22 protein-coding genes are annotated in these 25445 nt (G+C 56.1%); 4 read left to right on the top strand and 18 right to left on the bottom strand.

Features of this window, described 5'->3' with window-relative positions:
• The first annotated feature begins 13 nt into the window (after nucleotides 1–13).
• A complete protein-coding gene (locus VNL73_03760; GenBank protein HXF48529.1) occupies nucleotides 14–379 on the top strand; it encodes a VOC family protein in 366 nt (121 codons plus the stop codon).
• 5 nt (nucleotides 380–384) lie between these two features.
• On the opposite strand, the gene VNL73_03755 is transcribed toward VNL73_03760, so the two are convergent.
• The 18 genes from VNL73_03755 to VNL73_03670 form a co-directional block, all read right to left on the bottom strand.
• A complete protein-coding gene (locus VNL73_03755; protein ID HXF48528.1) occupies nucleotides 385–825 on the bottom strand; it encodes a 23S rRNA (pseudouridine(1915)-N(3))-methyltransferase RlmH in 441 nt (146 codons plus the stop codon).
• A gap of 1 nt (nucleotide 826) precedes the next feature.
• Nucleotides 827–1222, bottom strand: a complete 396-nt coding sequence (locus VNL73_03750) for a secondary thiamine-phosphate synthase enzyme YjbQ (protein HXF48527.1) — start codon at nucleotides 1220–1222, stop codon at nucleotides 827–829.
• The gene (gene ftsY / locus VNL73_03745) at nucleotides 1219–2145 is read right to left on the bottom strand and encodes a signal recognition particle-docking protein FtsY (protein HXF48526.1); all 927 of its coding nucleotides are present in this window, start codon (nucleotides 2143–2145) and stop codon (nucleotides 1219–1221) included. The genes VNL73_03750 and ftsY overlap by 4 nt, the downstream gene beginning before the upstream one ends.
• Nucleotide 2146: 1 nt before the next feature.
• Nucleotides 2147–5728, bottom strand: a complete 3582-nt coding sequence (smc, locus tag VNL73_03740) for a chromosome segregation protein SMC (GenBank protein HXF48525.1) — start codon at nucleotides 5726–5728, stop codon at nucleotides 2147–2149.
• Between the two features lie 11 nt (nucleotides 5729–5739).
• Complete coding sequence (locus tag VNL73_03735; protein ID HXF48524.1) at nucleotides 5740–6480, bottom strand: RodZ domain-containing protein; 741 nt, start codon at nucleotides 6478–6480, stop codon at nucleotides 5740–5742.
• Complete coding sequence (locus VNL73_03730; protein HXF48523.1) at nucleotides 6477–7115, bottom strand: Maf family protein; 639 nt, start codon at nucleotides 7113–7115, stop codon at nucleotides 6477–6479. Before VNL73_03730 ends, VNL73_03735 begins: the two co-directional genes overlap by 4 nt.
• Nucleotide 7116: 1 nt before the next feature.
• Nucleotides 7117–7563, bottom strand: a complete 447-nt coding sequence (gene dtd, locus VNL73_03725) for a D-aminoacyl-tRNA deacylase (GenBank protein ID HXF48522.1) — start codon at nucleotides 7561–7563, stop codon at nucleotides 7117–7119.
• A 113-nt stretch (nucleotides 7564–7676) separates the two neighbouring features.
• Nucleotides 7677–8021: a tetratricopeptide repeat protein gene (locus tag VNL73_03720; GenBank protein HXF48521.1), complete on the bottom strand. Its 345-nt coding sequence runs from the start codon at nucleotides 8019–8021 to the stop codon at nucleotides 7677–7679.
• Nucleotides 8018–9886, bottom strand: a complete 1869-nt coding sequence (locus VNL73_03715) for a bifunctional homocysteine S-methyltransferase/methylenetetrahydrofolate reductase (protein ID HXF48520.1) — start codon at nucleotides 9884–9886, stop codon at nucleotides 8018–8020. The genes VNL73_03720 and VNL73_03715 overlap by 4 nt, the downstream gene beginning before the upstream one ends.
• A complete protein-coding gene (locus tag VNL73_03710; protein ID HXF48519.1) occupies nucleotides 9887–10606 on the bottom strand; it encodes an alpha/beta fold hydrolase in 720 nt (239 codons plus the stop codon). It lies immediately after the preceding gene.
• Between the two features lie 76 nt (nucleotides 10607–10682).
• Nucleotides 10683–12368: an amidohydrolase gene (locus VNL73_03705; GenBank protein ID HXF48518.1), complete on the bottom strand. Its 1686-nt coding sequence runs from the start codon at nucleotides 12366–12368 to the stop codon at nucleotides 10683–10685.
• A gap of 22 nt (nucleotides 12369–12390) precedes the next feature.
• The gene (locus tag VNL73_03700) at nucleotides 12391–13374 is read right to left on the bottom strand and encodes a hypothetical protein (protein HXF48517.1); all 984 of its coding nucleotides are present in this window, start codon (nucleotides 13372–13374) and stop codon (nucleotides 12391–12393) included.
• 76 nt (nucleotides 13375–13450) lie between these two features.
• On the bottom strand, nucleotides 13451–14011 hold the full coding sequence (locus tag VNL73_03695) for an NADPH-dependent FMN reductase (protein ID HXF48516.1): 561 nt from the start codon (nucleotides 14009–14011) through the stop codon (nucleotides 13451–13453).
• Nucleotides 14012–14201: 190 nt separating this feature from the next.
• Nucleotides 14202–15599, bottom strand: coding sequence for an NAD(P)(+) transhydrogenase (Re/Si-specific) subunit beta (locus VNL73_03690; protein HXF48515.1), 1398 nt, complete (start codon nucleotides 15597–15599; stop codon nucleotides 14202–14204).
• Nucleotides 15599–15892, bottom strand: a complete 294-nt coding sequence (locus VNL73_03685) for an NAD(P) transhydrogenase subunit alpha (GenBank protein ID HXF48514.1) — start codon at nucleotides 15890–15892, stop codon at nucleotides 15599–15601. The genes VNL73_03690 and VNL73_03685 overlap by 1 nt, the downstream gene beginning before the upstream one ends.
• Nucleotides 15892–17028, bottom strand: coding sequence for a Re/Si-specific NAD(P)(+) transhydrogenase subunit alpha (locus VNL73_03680; protein HXF48513.1), 1137 nt, complete (start codon nucleotides 17026–17028; stop codon nucleotides 15892–15894). Before VNL73_03680 ends, VNL73_03685 begins: the two co-directional genes overlap by 1 nt.
• 253 nt (nucleotides 17029–17281) lie before the next feature.
• Nucleotides 17282–17821: a hypothetical protein gene (locus VNL73_03675; protein HXF48512.1), complete on the bottom strand. Its 540-nt coding sequence runs from the start codon at nucleotides 17819–17821 to the stop codon at nucleotides 17282–17284.
• Nucleotides 17822–17896: 75 nt separating this feature from the next.
• On the bottom strand, nucleotides 17897–19927 hold the full coding sequence (locus tag VNL73_03670; GenBank protein HXF48511.1) for a fibronectin type III domain-containing protein: 2031 nt from the start codon (nucleotides 19925–19927) through the stop codon (nucleotides 17897–17899).
• Between the two features lie 362 nt (nucleotides 19928–20289).
• Here VNL73_03670 and VNL73_03665 point away from each other — a divergent pair, with 362 nt between their 5' ends.
• Genes VNL73_03665 through VNL73_03655 form a run of 3 tightly spaced genes read left to right on the top strand, consistent with a single transcriptional unit; the run spans nucleotide 20290 to nucleotide 24990 of the window.
• Nucleotides 20290–22083 carry an FAD-dependent oxidoreductase gene (locus VNL73_03665; protein ID HXF48510.1) on the top strand — a complete coding sequence of 598 codons (1794 nt, stop codon included), beginning with the start codon at nucleotides 20290–20292 and terminating at the stop codon, nucleotides 22081–22083.
• On the top strand, nucleotides 22056–23927 hold the full coding sequence (locus VNL73_03660; protein HXF48509.1) for a 2-oxoacid:acceptor oxidoreductase subunit alpha: 1872 nt from the start codon (nucleotides 22056–22058) through the stop codon (nucleotides 23925–23927). The genes VNL73_03665 and VNL73_03660 overlap by 28 nt, the downstream gene beginning before the upstream one ends.
• Before the next feature lie 7 nt (nucleotides 23928–23934).
• Complete coding sequence (locus VNL73_03655; GenBank protein ID HXF48508.1) at nucleotides 23935–24990, top strand: 2-oxoacid:ferredoxin oxidoreductase subunit beta; 1056 nt, start codon at nucleotides 23935–23937, stop codon at nucleotides 24988–24990.
• Nucleotides 24991–25445 lie beyond the last annotated feature (455 nt).

The raw sequence follows: 25445 nt of genomic DNA, 5'->3' as shown, positions 1-25445 counted from the left end.
AAAAGGAGATAATATGCCCCGTGTAATTCATTTCGAAATTTCGGCCGACGACCCCCAGCGGGCGGCCGATTTTTACACCAAAATTTTCGGCTGGGAATTCAAAAAATGGCCCGGCCCGCAGGACTACTGGCTGGTCACCACCGGCCCGAATGAGAAGCCGGGCATCAACGGCGGCCTGTTCAAGCGCCAGGGCCCGGTCGGCCACGTCAACACTATCGATGTGCCGTCAGTGGATGAGTATGCGGAAAAAATCGCCGCCGGCGGCGGCAAAGTGGTGGTTCCGAAGATGGCCATCCCCGGCGTCGGCTGGCTGGTTTACTGTCTGGACACTGAAGGAAGCTTGTTCGGAATATCGCAGGAAGACCGAGCGGTTAAGTAATTCGACTATTTGTGGTACTTCCGCCCGCCTAAAATCGAGAAGGCTCGGTAGAGTTGCTCAACCAATACGACGCGGATGAGGTGATGCGGAAAAGTGAGCGGTGAAAACGACCAGCGCAGGTTGGCTCTCGCCTTGACTTCCTGTGGCAGCCCTTCCGAGCCGCCGACGAGGAAACAAAAGCGCGAAATGCCCTGATTCATCTTGGTTCGAAAGAACTCCGCCAGCCCCTCCGAGGAAAACCGTTCCCCCTCCACATCCAACAGAACGGTAAAACATCTTTTCGGGACTTTTGCTGCGAGCTGCTCCATATCCTTTGGCGACTCCCCGAATTCCCTGATTTCCACCTGCGCGAAGCCGGATAGCAGCTTCCGGTAATGCCGGAACCCCTCCTCTATCCATTTTTCTTTGGCCCGTCCCGCAAGGAAGAGCGAAATCTTCGGCCCCAAATTACTTGTCCGGGCTGATGTGCAGAACCAAGCGGCGGCTGCGGGGCCCGTCGAACTCGCAGAAGAAAACCCCCTGCCACCGGCCTAAAACCAGTTTGCCGTTGGAATATAGCGCGCCGGTGGTTGTGCCAACCAGCGCGGCCTTGACATGCGCATCCGCATTTCCTTCCCGATGCTTCCAGTTCTGTTGATGCGGAACCAGACGGGAAAGACAGTCGGAAATATCCTCAGCCACGGAGGGGTCGGCGTTCTCGTTGATGATGACCCCGGCGGTCGTATGCGGCACAAAAAAGCGGCAAAACCCCGTGCCGGATTGAGGCAAGGCCTTTTCAATCTGGGCGGTGACGTCGATAAGCTCGGTTCTCTTTTGGGAACGGAGCGAAAGTTCCACCGTCATACAAAAAGCGCCTCCACGAAATCCTCCGGGTCAAAAAGCTCCAAATCCTCCAGTTTCTCCCCGACCCCGATGTAGCGGACTTTTACCCCCAGCTCGTTGGCAATGGCCAAAACTATTCCTCCCTTCGCCGTCCCGTCCAGCTTGGTCAGAACGACGCCAGTAACTCCCAAATCCCGGTGAAAGATTTTTGCCTGCGCCAGCCCGTTCTGGCCGACGGTGGCATCCAAAACCAGCCAGACCTCGTGCGGCGCTCCGGCCATCGCCTTGCCGATGACCCGTTTAACTTTTTTCAATTCCTCCATCAAATTGGTTTTGGTATGCAGCCGTCCGGCCGTATCGACAAGGACAACATCGATGCCTCGCTTTTGCGCAGCCGTTACGGCGTCAAAGGCAACCGAGGCCGGATCCTGTCCTGGCGCGGCCTTGATGAATTCAGCGCCGGAGCGTTTGGCCCACTGCTCCAACTGCTCCACGGCCGCCGCGCGAAAGGTATCCGCGGCCGCCACCATGACTCTCTTTCCTTTTGAGGCAAACCGCTGCGCCAGCTTGCCGATGGAAGTGGTCTTCCCCGTGCCGTTGACCCCCAAGACGAGGATGACGAGCGGCTTGTGCAAGAAAATCGATTCCTCAAAATCCCCCGGTTTTCCGTTGGCTACCACGATTTTCTTGAGTTCGTTTTTAAGCAAACCCAACACCTGCTCCCGATCTTTGGCGACGCCCGAACGTTGGGTCTCCTCTTTCAGATGGGATAAAACCCGTTCCGTCGTCGCCACCCCCAAATCGGAGCCGACCAGAATTTCTTCGAGGCGTGAAAGCGTCGCCTCGTCCAACTGACCGACCCCCAGAACCCCGCGGACCTTGCCAAAAAAATTTTGCCGGGTCTTGGCCAACCCGGCTTTCAACTTCTCAAAGGAAAAACCCATTTTAACGGGAAATTTCGGTCACTTCCTGTTCCGCAAACGCCCCCACGGGCAGCCCCTCCAGCCGGACGGAGACGATTTTGGAAATTCCGGTCTTCTCCATCGTCACCCCGTACAGAACGTCCGCCGCCTCCATCGTCCGCTTGTTGTGGGTGATGACGATGAATTGCGTATCGCCGGTGGAGAACTTGCGGATGATGGCCAAAAACCGGTCGATGTTGGCGTCGTCCAACGGCGCGTCGATTTCGTCCAGAATGCAGAAGGGGGAGGGCTTGACCATGTACAAGGAGAAGAGCAGCGAGATGGCCGTAAGCGCCTTCTCCCCTCCGGAAAGCTGCTGGATGGTTACCAGTTTCTTTCCCTTGGGGCGCGCCACGATTCTCAAATCCGGCTCGAGGGGGTCTTCCGTCGACTCCAGTATCAAATCCGCCTGTCCCCCTTCAAAAAGCTCGGAGAAAAGATTTTTAAAATTCTCCCGCGCCTGTTCAAAGGTTTTCATGAAAAGCTCGTGGGCGTTTTTGTTGATTTGTAAAATCGTCCCTTCCAGTTCCGCCTTCGCCTGGGTCAAATCCTCTATTTGCTTTTTCATGAATTCATACCGCTCGGCGGTCTGCGGATACTCGACCAAGGCCTCCATGTTGACGGCCCCGATGTTGCCGATGCTTTTGTCAATCTCCTCCAGCCGGTTTCTAAGCCCGTCTATGGTGACATCGGCGTGGACGGGCTCGTCCGGCAAGTTCTCCAATTTCTGCTGGAAATCCAAGTAAAAACGTGCACAGAGTGATTCCTTGCGCGCCCGCCAATCGGTCTGCGCCAGTTGTTTTTCATGCTTCTGCGAGGACGCTAACTCCAGTTTCCCCGCCACTTCCTTAAGGCTTTTATCCGTGGTTGAGAGTCCGGTGGAAAGCTCGGTAAGCTCACGCGACAACCGTTCCCGGTTCGCATTTAGTTCCGCCAGTCCGGTTCGGATCTCCTCCTCCTCCGAACCAAGCTCCACCACGCGAATGTCAAAGTTTTCATGAATGTCCAAAAGGTCGGCCAGCTTTTTTTGCTTCTCTTCAAGCTGCGCGGCAACCTGCCCCTGTTCCTCCGCCAGCCGCAAAAGCTCCTTTTCCGCCGATTCCAAGTAGGCCAGAACGGAAACCAGCTCCATTCGGTTTTTGGTCAAAGACTCCTGTTTTTCCCGTTCCGCTCTTCCCAATCCTTCCAGCTTCTCATCAAGGGAAGCCAAAAGCTTGGTTTGCCCCTCTTCCCTGCTTTGCAGCCCGGCCAGCTCTTTTTCAAGGCGCGCCAGCGCGCCCCGCGCCTCCTCCCGGCGCAGCGAAAACTCGGAATCGCTTTTATCCGCCGCGCCAACCTTCTCGGCAAGGGAAGCTTCTTCAAAGGTCAACCGTTCAAATTCCCGCCTAAGCCCGGTCTCCTTTTCCGCCAGTTCGCCCCGCGCGGCCGTCCGTTGTTCCAATTCCTTTTTGCCGGCTTCCAGTTGGGAAAGATAGCCGTCAAGGAGAGCGGCAATTCTTGATTTCTCCCTTTCCAACGCTTTAACCTTCTCGTTCAGCCGGTCGAGCTCCGCCTTTCTTCCGACCAAAAGCGCCCCCTTGCTCCCTCCGCCGGCAAAAAACCCGCCCGGCCCCAAAACCTCCCCATCCATGGTGACCAAGGTGATCCCTTCCCCCGCCCGTTCCAAAAGCCGGAACGCCGCCTCCCGGTTCTCGACGATTAAAATATTTGCCAAGGCCCGGCGCACGTAAGTCAGATTCGGCTCCTCCCCCCATACCAAATCGGAGGCCCAGCCGACCGCTCCCGGCCATCCCTCCGCATCCGGCTCCACTAATTCCTCTTTCGGCAGCACCAAAAAGCGCGCCCGGCCCATCTTTTTCTCCTTCAAATATTCGGCCGCCCGCACCGCCGCGTCCCAATCGGTTGCGACCACCGCCTGCGCCCGGTCACCGAGCGCGGCTTCCATCGGCCCTAAATATTGCTCGTCGGCCGAAATCAGATTGGCCAAGCCCTCAACCAGGCCCGGAAATTCCTTCTTCCGGGACAAAATCTCCTTCGTCGCCGGCTCGTATCCGCCGAAGCTTTTTTCCAGTTCCTCCAAAACCGAAATCCGTCCCCCCAATTCGGAGGTTTGGTTTTCCAAATTCTGCTTCTCGGCGGCAAGCGTTTCCTTTTCTGCCGCCAGCGCGGTAAGCTTTTGCTCCATCTCGCTGATTTCGGCATTCAAACCGGCAAGCTCGCCCGAGGCCGCCGTCAGCTGTGTTTCGAATTTCCTCTTTTCCAGCGCTTTTGCGGCAAATTCCTCCCCCAGCTTCCGTTTCTCGGCGGAAAGCGATTCCAAGGCCGACTCCAGTTCCCCCGCTTTCGATTCCCAAACCCTCTTTTCCGATTCCAGCTCCGACCGGCGGGAACGCAGGGCTTCCTGTTCGACCGCCAACGCCTGCTTTTTATCTGCAAGCTCCGCCAAACGTGTCGAAAGGGAACTCAATTCCCCCTCGGCGGAAGTGACGGACTGCTCCAATTCCAGTTTGGACGCCGCCAGTCTTTCTTTTTCCTTGCCAAGATTTTCTACTGCTTCGGTGATGGCCCCCTGCCGTTCGGCAAGCCGTGCCAGCTCACCGTCCAACTCCGTTTTCCGCTCGGCAAAGTTCTCGTTCTCCTTCAAGAGCAGTGCCCGCCGCCCTTCCAGCTCCACCAACTGCCGGTCGAGTGCGGCAAGCTCCTCTTCCACCCGCCGCTTCTCCCCCTCCTTTTCCAGTTGTTTGAGCGACAGGTTTTCCTTTTCCAGCTCCAAAGTCCGCTTCCGGGCGGAAAGTTCTGCCTCCTCGATTTCCAAGGCCTGCACGGCAAGCTCCGCTTTTTCCTCCCCCGTTTTCAAATCCCGGTATTCCAGCGAGGCCAGCCGCATTTTCAAAGTCCGCTTTTCGTCATCAAGGTTTTTGAAGCGTTCCGCTTTTTTCACCTGCCGTTTGAGGGAGTTGTACTGCTTTTCGATTTCGGAGAACAAATCGTTCAAGCGGACCAAATCCGTCTCCGTGGCGGAAAGTTTCCGCTCCGCCGCCCGCCGCCGCAGTTTGTACTTCGCCACCCCTGCGGCCTCCTCGAAAAGCCCCAGCCGGTCCTCCGGTTTTTCGGAAAGCAGGGCGTCTATCATTGTCTGCTGAAAGACGGCGTAGGCGTGCGACCCCATCCCGGTGTCCAAAAAGAGTTCGACGATATCCTTGAGCCGGCAGGGAACGCGGTTTAAGAGATATTCGCTCTCGCCGGAGCGGAAAAGCCGCCGGGTGACGACCACTTCGGAATACTCGACCGGCAGAATCCCCCGGTTGTTTTCGACGGTGAGGGAAACTTCCGCCATCCCCACCGGGCTGACCCCGGGGGCGCCGTTGAAAATCACCTCATCCATCCGCCCGCCGCGCAGAAGGGTCGGACGCTGCTCCCCCATTACCCATCGAATGGCGTCCAGAATGTTCGTTTTGCCGCAGCCGTTCGGCCCCACGATGCCGGTTATGCCCGGGCCAAAGCGCACTTCCGTCCGCTCGGGGAAGGATTTGAATCCTACGATTTCAAGGCGGGATAAAAACAAATAACTCTCCTTTACGGGTTGGCGGCCGAGTCGATCAGGGCCGGATAATTTTCGTGCGTCAGTTCAAAATTGATCAAGGTCGCCCGTTCCCGCCCCAGCTTTTTCAGACGGTGTCCGTTAATCCAGAGATCGGCCGCCCGCGCCCGTCCGAGCGACAGCCGCAGTTTCTTCTCCGCGGCAAACGCCTTGCTTTCCCCGGGCTTAAGTTCCGCTTCAAGCACCATTTTGCCGTCCGTCCAAATCCGCACCCAGTTGGTTTCCGCCGTTTCCAGTTTCAAATGCAAACTCTCCGGCTCCGGCGGTGCGGCCGGCGCTTGCGGGATGAAGGAGTCTGCCGATTGGGAAGGCACCAGGTTCGGAATCACCTCCGGCTCCGGTGCGGCGGCCGGCTCCGGCTCCCGGCGGATGAAAATCAAAACCCCCACCAAAATCACGGTCAAAAACCCGAGCGCGTAAATCCCCCGCTTTAGGAAAGGGGATCTCCGTTCGTCCTCCGGCCGCACCTTGAGTTCCAGCGTGTTTTGAATCTCCTTGAACTGCCGCCCCAGCTCCTCCACGTTGATTCCCACCAAATCGGCGTAGGTGCGGATAAAAAGCCGTTCGTACACCTTCCCCGGCAGGGCGTCCAGCCGGTCCTCCTCAAGGGCCGAAAGATAGCGCAGCGGAATGCGCGTTTTTTCCGCCATCTCCTCGAGGGCAATCCCCCGTTCCTCCCGTTTGGAGCGCAAAAAAGCGCCAAGCGTTGTCGTCATAGCACCTTTTTAATGAGCTCCAAAAGCTTGACCCGCGGCAGCCCCACCACGTTGTCGAGGGGACCTTTGATTTTTTCCACCAAAAAACTCCCCATTCCCTGAATCCCGTATGCTCCGGCCTTATCCATCCCCTCCCGCGATTCGATGTAAGCTTGCATTTGCTCTGGCACCACCTCGTGAAAAAAAACGTCCGTCTTCTCCACGCCGCTCGCTTTTTTTCCGGAGGAAGCAAAAACGGCAACACCGGTGTAAACGGTGTGCTTTTTTCCCTGCAGTTCGGCAAGGAAAAGAGACGCCTCTTTCTTTGTTCGCGGCTTGCCGAAAATTTTTTTCCCCAGGACTACGATAGTGTCGGCCCCAATGACGATATCCCCGCCCGTTTTTTTTAAAACGTCCGCTCCCTTCCGCTCCGCCAGTTCGGCGGCCAGACCGGGCGGATTGGCGGACTCGATAATTCCGTCCTCCTCCGCCACCTCGCTGGGAAAAACGGTAAAAGGAATTTCTAACTGCCGAAGAAGGGTTTTGCGCCGGGGGGAGGCGGAAGCCAGAACGACCTTCCTTTCACCGAGCCGCACGGCCAGTTCCCGCCATTCCCGTTGCTGCGGTATTTCGGTGAGCAGTTGTGCCAGTGACATCCTATTTTTTTTCACTCTCCAAAATAATTGTAACCGGCCCCCAATTGACGAGTTCAACGGCCATCTTGGCCCCGAATATCCCTTCCTTGACCGCAATCGCCTCTTTTTTCAGCGTCTCCACGAAATGGCGGTACAATTTTTCCGCCCCGGCCGGCTCCATCGCAGAGGTGAATCCGGGACGGTTTCCTTTCTGCGCGTCGGCATACAGGGTGAACTGCGAAACGGCAAGCGCTTCTCCTTTAACATCCTTTACGGACAAATTCATCTTTCCCGCTTCGTCTTCAAAAATGCGCAAATTCGCAGTCTTGTGCGCCATCCACTCCGCCTCTTTCGCCGTGTCGCCTTGACCCGCACCCAGAAAAACGAGCAGACCCGGCCCCGTTTCGGCCACCCGCTTTTCTCCAACGGCGACCGAAGCCCGCAAAACCCGTTGAATCACGGCTCGCACCACCCCAAATTAAACCCAACTTAATGGTATGTCAAACTATTTCAGCACAATATGTTGCGTCTTGCCTCCCACTTGAATACGGTCTATGCTTTCCGGAAAAGCATGGCTGACGGCTAAATCCTGGGCGTTTCTCCGGAAAGCAAAAACCGGGCATCCTTGATCAGGTCGCTTTTAGGGTACCGTGCCATCAAATCGTCAAAATGCGTCTTCGCTTTTTCTTTATTCCCCAAAAACTCGTTTTCAATGTATCCCATCAAAAAAAGTGCCCGGTCATTTTTCGGGTGGTTGGGATATTTTTTCAAAATCGTGTCGTAAATCACCAACGCCGAATCAAATTTCGCCTGGTTCATGGCAATCTGTCCTTGCGTGTAAAGGTCCTGAACCTCCGCCTCGTCATTTTTTTTGGCGCAGCCAAAAGCCAGCGTTAGAATTGCAAAAGCAAGCGTCACCTTTTTCATCGCGTCGTTTTAACAACCTCCTCCTTCGGTAAAACGTTTTTCACCACTTCCAAAACCTGCTCGTACCGCCCGAACGACGGCATCAAATACGTGCCCGCGACCAAATCCTTCACTTCCTCCAAAAATACGCGCGCCATCTCAATGCCGACTTCCGGCCCTTTGTCCTTTGCCTCCCGCATCTCCCGCCGGGCCGGCTCCGGAATGGTTATACCCGGAACCTCGTTGTGCAGAAACTCGGCGTGCCGCGAACTCTGCAAGGGCAAAATCCCCAGAAGAATGGGAATTCTCACCCCTTTGACCCGCTTCAAAAATTCTTCCAAAACCCGCCGGTCATACAACGGCTGGGTGAAAACGAACTGTGCACCGGCTTCTAACTTTTGATGGAACCGCTCCACCTCCCGTTCCATATCCTCGGCCGTGGGATTGACGCCGCAGCCGATGAAGAACTCAGTGGGATTGCCAATGGAGTTTCCGTTCCAGTCCGCCCCGGTGTTCAGCTTGGTCAAAACCTTCAAGAGACCGACCGAATCGATGTCAAAAACCCCCGTGGCATGGGGATAATCCCCGACCGTGGGAGGATCGCCGGTAATGGCCAAAACGTTGCGAATGCCCAAGGCGTGCGCCCCCAATAAATCGGACTGAATCCCCATCAAATTCCGGTCACGGGTGGTGAAGTGAATCACGACGTCAATCCCCACCTGCTGGTGCACCATATAGGCGACTGAAAGGCATCCCATCCGCACCCGCGCCATCGGCGAATCCCCGATGTTCACGCAGTCCACGCCCGCTTCTTTAATCCGCGCCGCCGCCTTCAAAAGTTTTTCCGGATTAATCCCCCGCGGCGGGTCCAGCTCCACCGAGATGACAAACTTTTTACCCAGCTTTGCCGCCAGCCCCGTCGGCCGCCCGGGCATAAACTCCCGTTTCTCCTCCTCCGCGGGAAAAGAGATAACCTCCACCGTCTCCGGCAAAACTTTCCTTTCCGCAAAATGAACCAAGGCCTCCGCCATCGCTTCCGTATGTGCCGGCGTGGTGCCGCAGCAGCCGCCCACGAGGGTGACTCCCGTCGCCAGAAAGTAGCGTGTGTATTCGGCGAAGTACTCCGGCGGCGTGGAATAAACGAACCGCCCGGAAACCAGCCGCGGCAGCCCGGCGTTCGGCTGGGCAGAAACATATTTCTTCGTCTCGTGCGCCATTTGCGAAACCACCGCCAAAACCCCCTGCGGCCCCACCGAGCAGTTCGCGCCAATGACTTCCACCGGCAGGTTGGAAAGAAATTTCGTTGCTTCGGCTGGGCCGGTGCCGGTGGTGGTTTTTCCCTCTTCCGTGAAACTCATCTGCGCGATTATGGGAAGTTGAGAAAGCGACCGGATGGCCAAAACGGCCTGCTCCACCTCTTTCAAATCACTCTGCGTTTCAACGATAAATAGGTCAACTCCCCCTTCCAAAAGCCCCTCCGCCTGCTCCTTGAATGCGTCAAATGCCTCTTTCTCCCTGATTTTTCCGATGGGATACAGCGGTTTTCCAAGCGGCCCCATGGCCCCCGCCACGAAAACCGATTTCCCCTCGATCTCCCGCGCATCCCGGGCGATTTTTGCCCCCTGCCGGTTGATTTTTACCGTCTGCTTCTCCAATCCATATGTCGAGAGCCGGTACCGGTTGGCGCCAAACGTGTTGGTCTCGATGATTTCCGCCCCTGCCTTGATGTACGCCCGGTGAATATCGGCGATGAGTTCCGGATGGGAGATGTTCAGCTCGTCAAAACAGCGCTCAAAAGATACTCCTTTTTGATAGAGCATCGTCCCCATTGCCCCGTCGCAGAGGATGGGCCCTTTTTTCAGCCGTTCTAAGAAGGGGTTTTCCATCTATTTGGGAGAGGTAACGGGAAAATTCGCTAGCGTCCAGTCGAAAAGAAACGGCCCGAAATCTTTTTGTTCCGTAAAAAGCCCCGTCCCGTGCTCTTTCCCTTCGTACATTTTAAGCATGGCGTTTTCCCCTATTTTGCTTGCCAGTTTTCGTGAACTCAAAGCTGAATAGCCGTCCTTTTCCGCCGCTACGATGAGGGCCGGCCGGTGGCCCCAGGAAACAACCGCATCCGCCGGGGTAATCCCCTTGTAATCCATCCCCGGCGACAAAAGCGCCACCGCCCTCACTTCCGGATGGCCGGCGCCATACACCAAGGCCACGTTCGCCCCGATGGAGGCCCCATAGATGGCCACCCGGCTGACGTCCGCCTTCTTTTGCTTGGACAAAGCAGCCAATACGGCGTCCAAATCCGTGACCATCCGTGCAAAATCAAAATTGGTGAATTTCAAAAAACTCCGTTTCTTCTTCCCCTGCCAGACCGACTCGCCGTGCCCCCGCTGGTCCAAGGCCAGAACGGCGTATCCGGCGGCCGAAATTTTTTTGGGAAAGTCCCCCCAACTTTTCCGGTCGCTGGCCATCTTCGGCAACAAAATCACCACCGGCCGCGCCTCCTTGACTCCATCCGGCAAGTACAAAGTTCCTTTGAGCACCAGCCCGTCATCCGCCTTGGCGCTGAAAGGAAGGGAGGCGCTAAAACATTCCGACCCGGCTAAAGCCACAAGACAGACAAAGAATAGAAGAAAACTTGTCTTTCTCACGGAAATAAAATACGTTTGAAAGGGCAAATCTGCCAAGCTATTTCTTGCGGTAAACGACCTTCCCGTCCATAACCGTCATCACCACCGAGGTAGCCAACACCTCTCGCGGCGGGATGCTGAAGATATCCTTATCCAGCACTACCAAATCCGCCAGCTTCCCAGTCGTTATCGAACCCAGCTCCTTTTCCCGAAAATCGGCGTAAGCCGAACCGAGCGTGTATGCCCGCACCGCCTCTTCCATCGTCAGCCGCTGCTCGGGAAACCATCCCCCCTCCGGCTGCCCGGTTTCAAGGTCTTGGCGGGTGACGGCGGCATAAAGCCCCCCCATCGGATTGAGCGGCTCCACCACCCAGTCCGTGCCGAAGGCCAAGGAGACCCCGGCATTTAGAAACGACCGCCAGACATACGCCCCCTTGCACCGCTCCTTCCCCGCCCTCGCCTCCGCCCAGCGCATGTCCGACGTGCAGTGCGTCGGCTGCATGGAAGCAATTATTCCCAGTTCCTTGAAGGCCGGTATATCCTGCAAGCGTACTAACTGGCAATGCTCAATCCGATGCCGCCTTTCCCGCGGCTGGTTTTGCAAAATCGCCTGCGAGTACGCCAAAAGCGCAACAAAATTCCCGCTGTCCCCGATGGCGTGGATGCCGATTTGAAATCCCATCGAATCGGCCGTAAACACCAGCCGCTCCAATTCCTTCTGGGTGTACTGCGCAATCCCGTTTGTTGTGGAATCGTCCGAATACGGCCGGAAAAGCAAAGCCGTCCGCGACCCCATCGAGCCGTCGATGTACCCTTTTAATATTCCCAGCCGGAGAATGGAAGAATAGGTCGGAAAAACATTTCGCAACTTCGCCAGCCGCTCCGGGTATTTGGCCGAATCAAGGGGAATCCAAGTCGAAATCCGCGCCGTCAGCCCCCCTTCGTTCAACAATTCCTTGTAAACAGAAATCACCCCCGGATACGTCCCCTCGCTCTCTTCCTGTAGGGATGTTACACCAAATTTACGCGCCTCTTCCAGCCCCTTCTCAATCGCTTGCCGCAATTCCGCCGGAGATGGCTTGGGAATTACACGCGTCACCAACTCCGTGGCATTCTCCTTCAGAACCCCGGTCGGCTGGCCGGTTTCGTCACGAGCAATTTCCCCGCCCGCCGGGTTTGGCGTTTCTTTAGTGATGTTGGCCAGCTTCAAGGCTGCCGAGTTGACCCACGAGGAATGCCCGTCCACCCGCCGCAGATAAACCGGCGTATTCGGCGCCACATCATCCAACATCTCTTTCGTAGGCCACGCTCCGTTGTTGAAAAGGGTCTGGTCCCATCCCCGCCCCTGCACCCAAGCCCCCTTCGGCGCCCGCTGGACCGCCTCGCGAACTTTTTCCTGAATTTCTTCGAGCGTTTTAACGCCGAGCAAATTCACCCGTATAAGCTGAAAACCGCCGTTTAAAAGATGGCAATGGGCGTCGTTGAACCCGGGTAAGAGCAGCTTGCCTTGAAGGTCTATCACTTCCGTTTTCGGCCCCACCCACTTTTCCACATCGGAATTGGAACCGACGAAAACGATTTTATTTCCCGCAACGGCGGCCGCCTCCGCCCGTGGCTGGGTGTCATCAACCGTGACGACTTTCCCGTTTTGAAAAACCAAATCCGCCGGCTGGGCGAAACCGGAAGCGGCACAAAAAAGAATAGTGAGAAGAACCACACCCGCTTTGGTTTTGCTAATTTTCAATCTCAAATCTCTATTCTCGGCCTTACGTGCAAAGTGTCCCGCTGTCCAGAAACACTTTGTTCAAAAGCAAAACCACGTCCGCCGGCGTAAGAAATCCGTCACAGTTCACGTCCCCTTCCGCCGCTCCCGCCGGAGGAATCTGATTCAGGAATACGAGATTCAGCTCCAGAACGACGTCGGACGGCGTCAAAAACCCGTCGTTGTTCAAATCCCCCCGCGTGGTGGCTGGCGGCCCGCCGGAGGTTTGATAGACAACCGAAAAGTAATCATCCGTGACCGGGTTGCCGGTCGGCGTCATCCTGGAAATGGAGGTAACTGTCGGCGTCCCGTTCGGAATCGTCACCGTATCCTCCGGTATCCACTCCCAGTTCCCTTTCGAGGTCAAACTGGCGTTGAAGTTCCGGCTGATGCGCACGCCGGAATGATTTTTGACGTGCCAGTTCACCGCCGCCGTGTTCTTGCTCCAAAGTGTAAAAAATACCCGGTGGCCGAAGTTGACCACCGTCCCCGGCTGCAAGACCGAATCCTCGGGAGGGGTGAAATCCACGCCGAAGATGGTGTCGGCTACAAAGTAGTGCAGGGGGACGATAATCGTGTCGTCCGGTTGATAAATAACCCGGATTTTGCCCGTGTACTCCCCCACCGGCACGTTGGAGCGGTCGGTAAAAATCAAAACCGATTGCACGCTTTGCGGTGGAATGGTCCCGGAAGAAGGGGAAGCCGTCGTGCCGGGCAGGTTCTCCAAAGTGATGACGTAGGAGACGGACGTAAAACGGGTATTTATCAAATCCAAAAAAGCCCCTTCAACCAAGTACCCGAAATCCCAGCCGACCACCGTGGTCTCCGACGCGGCGATGGAACCGTGCGAATAAGGCACCTCGAGCCGAGGTCCTTGCGGGCTTATTTTAGTAACTGTGGCGTATACTGGTAAAGCGTAGAAAACTGTGAGAAGCAAAAGTGAACCAAAAACCCCTCTCTTCCGAATCCATTCGGCCTTTGGCGACATAGGCACCTCCGTTTTCCTACCTATTATACGCCGCCTTCCAAAATCGTGTCAAGGAAATAAGAAAATCAAAGCAAGATTATTTACTGGCCTTCAATGCGGTCGTAAAGCGGATGAGCGCGTCGACCCCCTTCTGCAAGCTGGCGTTCAGCTTGGGGTCGATTAAATTTCCGGCGTCGTCGAAGGCCTTGTCGGCATAGGGGACGGTAACCTGCTCCGAAATGGCCAAAACGCCGAGCGTGACCAAGACCTGCCGCAAGTGCAAAACGGAACGCGTGCCGCCAAAGTGCCCGTTGGAGGCGGCGGTGATTAAGGCCGTTTTTCCGCGGAAGGGATTGGAAGGCGGCCGTGAGGCCCAGTCAATGGCATTCTTGAAAGTTCCCGGAATCGACCAGTTGTATTCCGGCGTGGCAATGAGTAACCCGTCCGCAGCGGCTATCCGTTCTTTCAATTTGACGACGCCGGCGGGCAGTCCTTTTGCCTCCAAATCGCCGTCATAAGGGGGTATATCGAATTCTTTTAAATCACCAATATCGACAACGGCGTCCTTTATCTTGTGCACGGCGGCGGCCAAAAGCTTCCGGTTGTACGACCCCGCCCGCAAAGCCCCGGCCACGGCAAAAATCTTTATCGGTTCCATATCCATTCGATTATAACAGAAAAAGGTTCCATCCGAGATGCGGGGAGACGGTGCAACGCTGTTTTCTTTTGGGTAATCCGGAGCCCCCGCTCCGGAGTCCCTTACAAATTAAAACCGGACTCCCCGCTTTCTTGCCCTCCCCTGGAGGGGAGGGGTGGAAGTGGGGTCAACTACTCCCGGTAAGGAAAAATCAAACCGCCTTCAGCGCTTCCACCAGCTTGGCCACCGCCCCCTTGGCGTCGCCAAAAAGCATGAAGGTCTTGGGGTCGTAGTACAGTTGGTTGTCGATGCCGGCAAAGCCCGGATTCAAACTCCGCTTGATGACGATGATATGCTTCGATTTGTCGGCGTCCAGAATCGGCATCCCGTAAATCGGGCTGGATTTATCGTAACGGGCGGCCGGATTCACCACGTCGTTGGCCCCGATTACCAAGGCCACGTCGCACCGCTCGAACTCCGGATTGATCTGGTCCAAGTCGAAAAGCTGGTCGTAGGGCACGTTCGCCTCCGCCAAAAGCACGTTCATATGCCCCGGCATCCGCCCGGCAACCGGGTGCACGGCGTATTTCACTTCCACCCCGCGGGCCGCAAGTATATCCGCCATCTCCCGTACGACGTGCTGGGCCTGCGCCACGGCCATCCCGTAGCCCGGAATGATGATGAGGGATTGAATGTTGCCGAGCAAAACCGCCGCATCCTCGGGCGTTATCTCCCGCGCCGTTTTGGCCGCTTCCCCGGCCGCTGCCGCCCCCGGCGTTGCCACGGGACCCGCCCCCACCCCGGCAAAAAGCACGTTGGCCAGCGAGCGGTTCATGGCCTTGCACATAAGAACGGTCAGAAGCGTTCCGGAAGCGCCGACCAAAGTCCCGCTGATGATGAGCGCCGGCTGCTTGAGCGCAAACCCCGTGGCCGCCACCGCGAGACCGGTAAAGGAGTTCAAAAGGGATATCACCACCGGCATGTCCGCCCCGCCGATGGGGATGACCATCAGAACGCCAAAAACGAGGGAACCCGCCAGAAACAAAAGAAAAGCCGTTTCTCCGCCCCCTGCCGCAATCCAGATGATGTTGGCAATTAAAGCGAAGAACAAAAGGGCGTTGAAAATTTTCTGGAAAGTCGAGGTGACGGCCCGCTCGGAGATAATCCCCTGCAGCTTGCCAAAGGCAACCAAAGAACCGGAAAAGGAAATGGAGCCAATGATGCAGCCGAAAATCGTAGAGCCGAAACCGACCGGGTCTGTGGTATGTCCGCCCACGAACTCGACCGTGGAAATCAAAGCCGCTGCCCCGCCGCCGCAGCCGTTCAGCAAGGCCACCATCTGCGGCATATTGGTGATGGCCACCATCCGCGCCCCGACCGTGCCCAAAAGCCCGCCGATTGCAATGCCGGCGATTATGAGCATCCCCCGCGCAGGCGAACCCCCGCTCCAGAGAAAGATGAAAGTCGCCACGAGGGCGAACGCCATCCCCAAAATCGCCAAAAAATTCCCCCGGCGCGCCTTGGCCGGATGGCTCAAGAATTTCAGGCCGATGATGAAAAGGAAGGCGGACGTTAGATAGGCGAGATCGGAAAGAACTTTGGCGTCCATTATTTTTTCGCCGCCGGTTTCTTCGCCTTAAACATTTCCAGCATCCGGTCGGTCACCACGAACCCGCCGAATAGATTGGCCGCCCCGAGGACAACCGCCGCAAATCCAAGCCAGACCAAAAGCGGCTCCTGCGCCTCGGCCAAAACGAGCATCCCGCCCAACATTACGATGCCGTGGATGGCGTTCGTGCCGGACATCAAGGGGGTGTGCAGAACCACCGGCACCTTGGAGATGACCTCGAACCCGACAAAAACCGCCAGAAGAAAAATGTAAACTTCGTATAGAATATCCATTACACCTTCCCCGCCGCGACCGCCTCCGAGCGTGTGATGCAGCTGTCCCGGATGATGTCGTCCTCAAAATTCAAATTGAGCTTTCCTTCCTTCGTAAGCATAAGCTGGATGAGCGCCAAAACGTTGCGCGAGTACATCTGGCTGGCATGAAAAGGAAGCGAGGCGGGGACGTTCACCGGCCCCATAATCAAAACGTTATGCTTGTGCACATCTTTTCCCGCTTCGGTCAGCTCGCAGTTGCCGCCGGTTTCCGCCGCCAAATCAACAATGACCGAGCCGGGTTTCATATCCTTGACCATTGCTTCGGTGATGAGCAGGGGAGCTTTTTTCCCCGGAATGGCGGCCGTGGTGATGACCACGTCCGCTTTTTTTAAACTGACGGCGATAAGCTCCCGCTCTTTTTTCTGGTGCTCTTCCGAAAGCTCCTTGGCGTATCCCCCGGCGGCGACCGCCTCCTCGGCCAAAAGCTCCAGCCCGATAAACTTCGCCCCCAAACTTTGCACTTCTTCCTTGACGGCCGGCCGCACGTCAAATGCTTCGACGACGGCACCCAACCGCCGGCAGGTGGCTATCGCCTGCAAACCGGCGACTCCGGCGCCAAGGATGAAAACGTTGGATGGCGCAATCGTCCCCGCCGCCGTCATCATTAAAGGAAAGAATTTCCCCAAATGCCCCGCCCCCCATAAAGCTGCCTTGTAACCAGCAATGGAGGCCATCGAGGAAAGCGCATCCATTTTCTGCGCCCGCGAGGTGCGCGGAATCATCTCCATCGAAAAGGCGGTGACCCGTCGCGCCGCCAGTTTTTTGACCGCCTCCGAATTTTTGTTCCGCCCCAAAAAGCTGATGTAAACCGCCCCTTCCGGAATCAAATCCGCCTCGTGCCCGCCGGCCTCGGAACTCGACATCACCTCTCGGACTTTCGCCACCAGCTCCGCCTTGGCATAAACTTCCCGCGCACTGGCAACGACCGTCGCCCCGGCTTCTTGATAGGCCTTGTCCGTGAAATGCGCCCGCATCCCGGCCCCGGATTGGACAAAAACCTCCTGCCCGGCTTTCACCAGCTTGGCGGCGGATTCGGGAATAAGGGCAACCCGGGTTTCTCCGGGGGCAGTTTCGAGCGGCACGGCGATACGCATAAGAGCCGGCTAATATAATCAGAAAGTCCATTGACGCAACTGAAAAATCGAAAAAACTTATATCCCCTAAACCGCAGCCAGCCAACTTTCGGGCCGACAACCCCTTGCGCAACCCGAAAATACACCTATGACGCGCCGCAAATTTACAGGCGGCATTCGTCTTAGGTTTTGAATAGAAGATTCTACAACAGTATTACCGTCTCTTACGCGGCCGTACCAGCCGTGCTTTCACAGGCATTGGTAATTTTTCTTGCTAGTCCGAGGTACGCTTTCGTAAAACCTCTTCCCAGTGTTGTCGCTCCTCCTCTCGGCCATACTTAGCCGTGAGATACGACAGTCTAGAAAAATAGCCCGTAAAGATGGCGATGCCCGTTATACCTAGCCAGAGTGGCCAACCTGCCAGATGGAAGCCGTATAGCGCTTGTACAACCACCAAAGTGGGGAAAGGCGCAGCCGCAATGGCCCGATTCACAAAACTTTTATCAAACGGATGGTCGGCACTGTACGTCTCCCAATTTAGACCGGGAACTTTTTGCTCGACGAAAACTTCCAAGTATGCCGCCGTTCTCTTGACCGCGCGAAGATGCCGGATCTCGTCATACCAAAGGTACAAAACAATCAGGGAGGAAAGGATAAGTAGCCACGGAAATTTGTATTGATGACCAAAGGTCATCGCAGCTACGCTCAGAACCATTGCAATCTGCAGGCTCTTTGTGCCATGCTCCAAATACATTCGGATCTCTGCCCTTAGCTGGTTATACTCATCGATGTAACCCTCAAGCGTCTGCTTCATTTACGATTTCCCCTCCTCCGCAATAACATATTGTATATGAACTGCGGACGATAAGCAGTGTAGGTGCCCCCTGCGCTATCGGAGCCGGGACACCATCTCTTCACCATTCTTCGCCTCAAGGATTCCATAAGGAAAATTCTCTTCAATTTGAAAGTCTCGGATTAAATACATAATCCAAATGTATGCGACATCAATCGGTGTGGGCGTAGTGGAGCTATACGGAGTCGGGAATGAGGAACACCCAAGTCTGATCATGATGGTATGCCACAAACATGTGTGACCGAATCCAAAAACATGAATCGCCTCGTGCATAATGATACGAGGATTTGCGAAGACTTGCACTGAATTCACTTCGAATTGCCCACCTATGATTCTGTCCACCGCCACATTGGGGCTGGCGCAGGCCCGGCATCCGGTCGTGTCCACGATGATTCTAACTCCACGAGCACTGGAAGGCAGTTCATCAATGTTGGCTGGCGCGAAAAGGGCTCCCATCCCAAGGTAAGCGTGTAAACTGTCGATGCTTGTCCAGAAGGCAACAGAGTCTGTGGTTGTGATCGGCATGTTAGATTTCTCTCTATCGAACGCGGTCTTAAGTGGACGATCAAGGCGAACAACACTCTGTTCCCTCAGATAAAAGGGTTCAACGTTTATCGGCTCTGGGTTGATCGGGTCTTTCTGGAAAGCTTCACTCATGGTTGTGGCGACGTTACTACCTGCGTGAATGCCGTTTGTTACTAGCCACTGGTATGGGACCAAGACAAAATTGAGGCGCATTTGTCCCACGAGATTCATAACTTCAGCGCTACTCGTTTTGATATAGCTCGGATGGAATTCTCTTAAACTTGGATCCTTTGCGTCTAGGTATAATTCCACGGAGTCAAATCGCAGCAGTTCAGTTGAAAGTGAGAACTGGCCGCCTTGAACATCGACGGAATCTACAGTTGCGCCTGCACGGACGAAGAATCGGAGACCGGTTGGGTCAACAAATCCTGACGGTTTCAAGCCAACAACTCGACCTTGAATCGTCGGAGCTGTCTCCACCTTGAAACTGACACTTATCATCTGCGGACTATTCGATGCCACGCCGGACGTGACCGGGACGGTCGCCGTATAGCTACCAGCCGACAGCCCTGAAAGGTTTGACATCAACGTAAGTGTCGTCGGTGCTGTCGTGCCGCTCAGCACCGCCGTCAGCCACTCGCTCGCTCCGGCACCGTAGCTAATGGTGCCGACCGTCAGCCCGGTCAACGACCCGCCACCGCCGTTGGTGACATTCACGATCTTGGCCGCCGGGTTCGCTGTCCCAATCGTGTCGGTGAAAGTCACTGATGTCGGGTTAAATGCGATGGTCGGCGATTGGTCCACAACCTGAAAGGTGACGCTTACCGTCTGCGGACTGTTTGATGCCACGCCAGAGGTGACCGGGACGGTCGCCGTGTAGCCCCCGGCCGACAACCCTGAAAGACTTGCCGTTAGCGTCAACGTAGTCGGCGCACTCGTGCCGCTCAAACCGGCCGATAGCCACCCGCTCGCTCCGGCACCATACGTGATGGAACCCACCGCTAACCCGGTCAACGACCCACCACCGCCGTTGGTGACATCCACGGTCTTGGCCGCCGGGCTCGACGTCCCAATCGTGTCGGTGAAAGTCACTGATGTCGGGTTAAATGCGATGGTCGGATTTGCACTTGTCATTCCGACCGCCTTATTGGAAAGTCCCGACCAGTTCGGCACTTCGTCTGCTGTCTTGAGCAGGAAATAATAGGTCGTAGTCGGAGAAAGTCCGCCAACGGTAAAACTCTCCGTTTGTCCTGCAGCTTTCGGCGTTGGCTCTCCGATGACCTGCGCCATCACTTCCCAAGTCGCACTAACACTCTTAGAGAATCGAATATCATACCGCGATGCAGTTCCCGTCATCCCGTCGTCTCCGGGGGCTGTCCAAGTCAGCCGTAGGCTCGTGTCCGTCGGCGAGTCAGCAGATAAGTTCGTCACCGCAGAGGGCACATTCCTTTCGGGGCCGGTCGGCCGTTTGCTGTTGCAACCGTTCAAAATGAAGCCGAGAATCACGACCGTGCCTATCGTGCACTGAAGTCGCCTGCCCATGATATAAAGTATAGCATCTTTCGCCCCTCTTGCCAACACGACCTCTATTTCCCATGCTGTTTACCTACATTGGCTCGGAAAATTAATTAGTACCCGGATCCCCACCGGGAAGGTCTGAAAATATTAAGGGAAAACCTCAAGCCCGATAAGCAGTTGGCCGACCCATCTAAATGGGGATTGTAGGTCGTCATCCGCTTCGGCTTGAATATGGAAGCCGTTTCGATTATCTTGAAAATTGTAGGATGGAGGCCTTTCAGGAAAAAGCGGATACTTAACTCCGCCCCCAGGACCGGCACTTTCCCATCATTCCTGTTGTTAAGAGAAGGGATGGAAAAGAACCGGCAGCAGTTATAGATAGTCGAATGAAACCAACCGATACCAAAAATCCGGACTATTACCACAAAGTCGTTGATTGCCAGTGGGCCTGCCCGGCCCATACCAACGTGCCGGAATACATCCGGCTGATTGCCCAGGGGCGCTACACGGACAGCTATATGCTGAACCGGGAATCCAACGTCTTCCCCGGCATTCTGGGAAGAACCTGCGACCGCCCCTGCGAACCCGCCTGCCGAAGAGGAAGGCTGGAAAACGACAAACCGGTGGCGATTTGCCGCTTGAAACGTGTCGCCGCCGACCTGAAAGGGGAAATCGGCCACCTGCTCCCCAAAGCCCCCAAAAAGAAAAACGGCAAACGGGTCGCTTTGATTGGCGCCGGCCCGGCTTCGCTGACCGTGGCCAACGATTTGATGCCACTCGGTTACGAAGTGGTGCTGTTTGAAAAGCACGACAAACCCGGCGGCTTGATGCGCACCAACATCCCCTCCTTCCGCCTGCCGGAAAAAGTGCTGGTGGAAGAATGCGCCGCCATTCTGGATATGGGGGTTGATATCCGCTACAACTCGCCGGTGACCAGCATGAAAGCGTTGTTGGAACAGAATTTCGACGCCGTTTTCGTCGGCAGCGGAGCGCCGCGCGGCAAGGATTTGGAGCTCCCCGGCAGACAGGAAGCCGCCGCCAACATCCACATCGGCATCGACTGGCTCGAATCGATTGCCTTCGGACATATTGACAAAATCGGAGAAAAGGTCTTAATCATCGGCGTCGGCAACACGGCGATGGACTGCTGCCGTTCTTCGCGGCGCTTGGGCGGAATGGATATTAAGGTGATGGCCCGCCGCCCCCGCCAATTCTTCAAGGCCTCCCCGTGGGAGCTGGAGGACGCCGAGGAGGAAGGAATTGAAATCGTCATCAACCATGCCCCCAAACGCTTTGTGGTGGAAAACGGCAAACTGGTCGGGATGGAGTTCGAGCGGCTCGAATGGGATGCTGAAGCCAAAAATTCCAAAGTAGTCGACACCGTCTTTCTCCCGGCCGACGACGTAATCCTGGCCATCGGGCAGGAAACCGCCTTCCCCTGGATTGAGCGCAACATCGGCATTGAATTTGGCAAATACGACCTGCCGGTGGTGGATGAGAAAACCTTTATGTCCTCCCGCCCCGGCGTCTTTTTCGGCGGCGACGCCGCCTGGGGCCCCAAAAACATCATCTGGGCCGTCGCCCACGGCCACGAGGCCGCCATCTCCATCCACCAGTTCGTCCACGGCCAGCCGGTAACCCAGCGGCCGCCGCGCGGCTTGAATTTGATCAGCCAGAAAATGGGGCTCTCCGAGTGGAGCTACTCCAACGACTTCAACCCCGTCCATCGGCAGAAGATGAGCCACGTCGATTTGAAAAAGCGCTTCAGCGAGCTTTCCATCGAGGTGGAGTTGGGATTCTCGGCGGAGCAGACCGCCCGCGAAGTGGAACGCTGTTTGAACTGCGACATCCAGACCGTTTTCGAAGCCCCCCGCTGCATCGAGTGCGACGCCTGCATCGACGTCTGCCCCGTGCAGTGTTTGACCATCACCCCCAACGGCACCGAGGAGGAAATAAAATCCCGCCTCTCCGCCCCTTTTGCCAACCCGGAGCAGGCCTTGTTTGTGTCGGAGGATTTGCCCCAGACCAAACGGGTGATGGTGAAGGATGAAGACATATGCGTCCACTGCGGGTTGTGCGCGGAGCGCTGCCCCACCGCCGCCTGGGATATGCAGAAATCGGAAGTCATTTTACCCTATGCCGGAACTCTGAAATGGACCAGCGAGCCGATTCCCGTATAAACGATTTCGCCTTCAAGCTGGCCAATGTCAACGGCACCGGCTCCGCCTCCGCCAACGGGCTTTTGATGCAGGCCATCTTCCGGATGGGAATTCCGGTCTCCGGCAAAAATTTGTTCCCCTCCAACATTCAGGGGCTTCCGACCTGGTACGAAATCCGCGTGAACAAAGAAGGCCATACCTCCCGCGCCTTGGAATACGATTTGATGGTGGCGATGAACGCCCAGACCTATAGCCGCGATATCCGCGAAGTCCGCCCCGGCGGCTGGGTGCTCTACGATTCAAGTTGGCCCTTGGACAAGCGGCTCCACCGGGATGATGTCACCTTTTTAGGCGTCCCCTACGCCCAGCTTTGTATTCAAAATTTCAAGGAACCCCGCGAGCGGATTTTGATGAAAAATATTGCTTACACCGGCAGTTTGATAGCCCTTCTGGATATCGAAATGGGAGTGGTGGAGGAGTTGCTGCAGGAAACTTTCGGCAAAAAAAAAGCCCTCTTGGACTCCAATCACAAGGCCCTGCAGTTGGGCTTCGACTTCGCCAAAAAAAATCTGGAAACCCCGCTTCCTATCCGTGTGCAGCGGATGGACGCCAACGGCGGCAAAGTTCTAATCGACGGCAACACCGCCACCGCTTTGGGTGCGCTCTACGCGGGAGCGACGGTGGCCGCCTGGTATCCCATCACGCCCGCGACCTCCGTAATGGAAGCGTTCATGGGCTTCTGCAACCGCTATCGAAAAGACAAAACAGGAAAAAACAATTTTGCGATTTTGCAGGCCGAGGATGAACTGGCCGCCATCGGCATGGTCATCGGCGCCGGCTGGGCCGGCGCCCGGGCCTTCACCTCGACCGCCGGTCCGGGTCTCTCCTTGATGAACGAGTTTCTGGGGCTGGCCTACTATGCCGAAGTCCCCGCCGTCTTGGTGGATGTCCAGCGCGTCGGCCCCTCCACTGGAATGCCCACCCGCACCCAGCAGGCCGATTTGATGCTCGCCGCCTACGCCTCCCACGGCGATACCAAGCATATTTTGCTCTTTCCATCCGACCCCGCCGAGTGCTTCGAGTTCGCCGTAAAAGCATTCGATTTGGCGGAAAAATTCCAGACCCCCGTGATTTTGATGAGCGATTTGGACATCGGCATGAACGACTGGGTGGTGCCGGAGTTGAAATGGGACGACGGCTATAAGCCCGACCGCGGCCGCGTGCTCTCGCCGGAGGAGCTGGAAAAAATAAAAAGTTTCCACCGCTATTCCGACTGGGACGAAAATTTCGTCACCCCCCGCACCCTGCCCGGTTTTTCGGAAAAGGGGGCTTATCTGGCCCGCGGCTCCGGCCACAACCGCCTGGGGGGTTACACCGAACTGCCGGAGGAGTATCAGGACGTGCTCGACCGGTTGTTGGAAAAGCACAAGGCCGCCGCCAAGTTCATCCCACCCCCGATAATTGAGCGGAAGAAAAAAGCCAAGCTCTCCCTCGTTACGCTGGGGGGCTGCGACGCCGCCGTGCGCGAGGCGCTGGATATCCTCTCCACCCGTAAAATCGAGGCCGACTACATGCGTATTCGCGGTTTCCCCTTCGACGGCGCGGTGGAAAAATTCTTGAACGACCACGAAGTGAACTATATTGTCGAACAGAACCGCGACCACCAGTTGAAATCCTTGATTGCCGTGGAAACGAGCGTCCCCAAGCAGAAGCTGAAATCCCTGCTTTTCTACGGCGGCTTTCCTTTAAGTGCAAAACAAGTCGTGGACGGCCTCTTGAAAGCTCTCGGCAAACTGGATGGCAAAACTGTTCGCGAACTGCTGCCCGAAGGATTGCCAAAAGCACTAAGTGGAGCTGAAGGATGATGAACTAATGCCCTCGATAACCAAACCGATAGCCGCCCATCCCTCCCTCCAGCAAAACGAGTTGGGGATGACCATTCGCGACTACGAAGGCGCCATGTCCACGTTGTGCGCCGGCTGCGGGCACGATTCCATCACCGCCGCCTTGATTCGCGCCCTCTGGGAGCTTTCCCTAAAGCCGCACTTGATTGCCAAAATGAGCGGCATCGGCTGCTCCTCGAAGACGCCGACTTACTTCGCCTCCGGCGCCCACGGCTTCAACTCCGTCCATGGTAGAATGCCCGCCGTCGCCACCGGTGCCAACGCCGCCAACCGCGAACTCTACTATATCGGCATCTCCGGCGATGGCGACTCCCTCTCCATCGGCCTGGGGCAGATGTGCCACGCCATCCGCAGAAACCTTAGGATGCTCTACGTCATCGAAAACAACGGCGTTTATGGCCTGACCAAGGGGCAGTTTTCGGCGTCAGCCGATGTCGGCTCCAAGCTGAAAAAAGGGGAAGTGAACTTGATGGCCCCCATCGACCCGGTGATGCTCGGGCTTTCCATCGGCGCCACCTTCGTCGCCCGTTCCTTTTCCGGCGACAAACAACAGTTGGTCCCGATTTTAAAAGCCGGATTGAAGCACCGCGGGCTGGCGTTGGTGGACGTGATTTCTCCCTGCGTCACCTTCAACGACCACGAGGGCTCCACCAAAAGCTATTTGTACACCCGCAAGCACGAACAGCAGGTCGCCCAGGCCGATTTCGTCCCGCCTGCAAAAGAAATTTCCGCCCATGTTGGCGAAAATGGCGAAACCGTGGTTCCGATGCACGATGGCTCGCTGGTGCGCTTCTCGTCGGTTCCCGATGGCTACGACCCCACCGACCGCGCCAAGGTTTTCACCTACCTGCAGGAGCACCAAGCCAAAGGCGTCATCCCCACCGGCCTTTTGTATCTGGACGAGTCCGTGGGCGAAATGCACGAAATGATTGGCACTTCCGAAACCCCCCTCGTCAAGCTCCCCTTTTCCTCCCTCTGCCCCGGCTCAAAAGAGCTGGAAAAGCTGATGGAAGATTTCCGGTAAGAATCTTAAATCTTCAAAAACGACACCGTTTTGGTTGTGATTTTGTAAAAAAATAAAAAAAATCCCCTTCTCTATATTTTTATTCCTGCAAAATCGGGGGGATTTTGCAGGGGAAAACGCAACCTCTCCCTGACCCTCTCCTACAAGGAGAGGGGACAAGAAAGACGGAGATTAGAGATCAGAGATTAGTGATTCGTCCGCTCGTCACCTCCATTTAAAGACGATTATTTAAGGGAAGGGAGGGGCGGAGCGTACGCTCCGCCCCTTTTGCCTTTCCTTTTGACCCTTTTGGCTGCCCTTGGGTCTTAGGGCTTTGGGTTCGCGGGATTTGGGCGGCATGTGAAGGGGAGGCGCCACCTTCCCTTCAGTTCTATTGGGTTGGCTGCCTTCAAAGAGGCAGCTGCCCTGCGCCGCTTGCGCGGCGCTTTGGTGTTCTATTCCGGCTTTTTTTGGTT

The organism is Verrucomicrobiia bacterium (assembly GCA_035574275.1).
Lineage (GTDB): Bacteria > Zixibacteria > MSB-5A5 > DSPP01 > DSPP01 > DSPP01.
The sequence above is the reverse complement of the archived record's forward strand: the minus strand, read 5'-3'. Positions and strand labels throughout refer to the sequence as shown.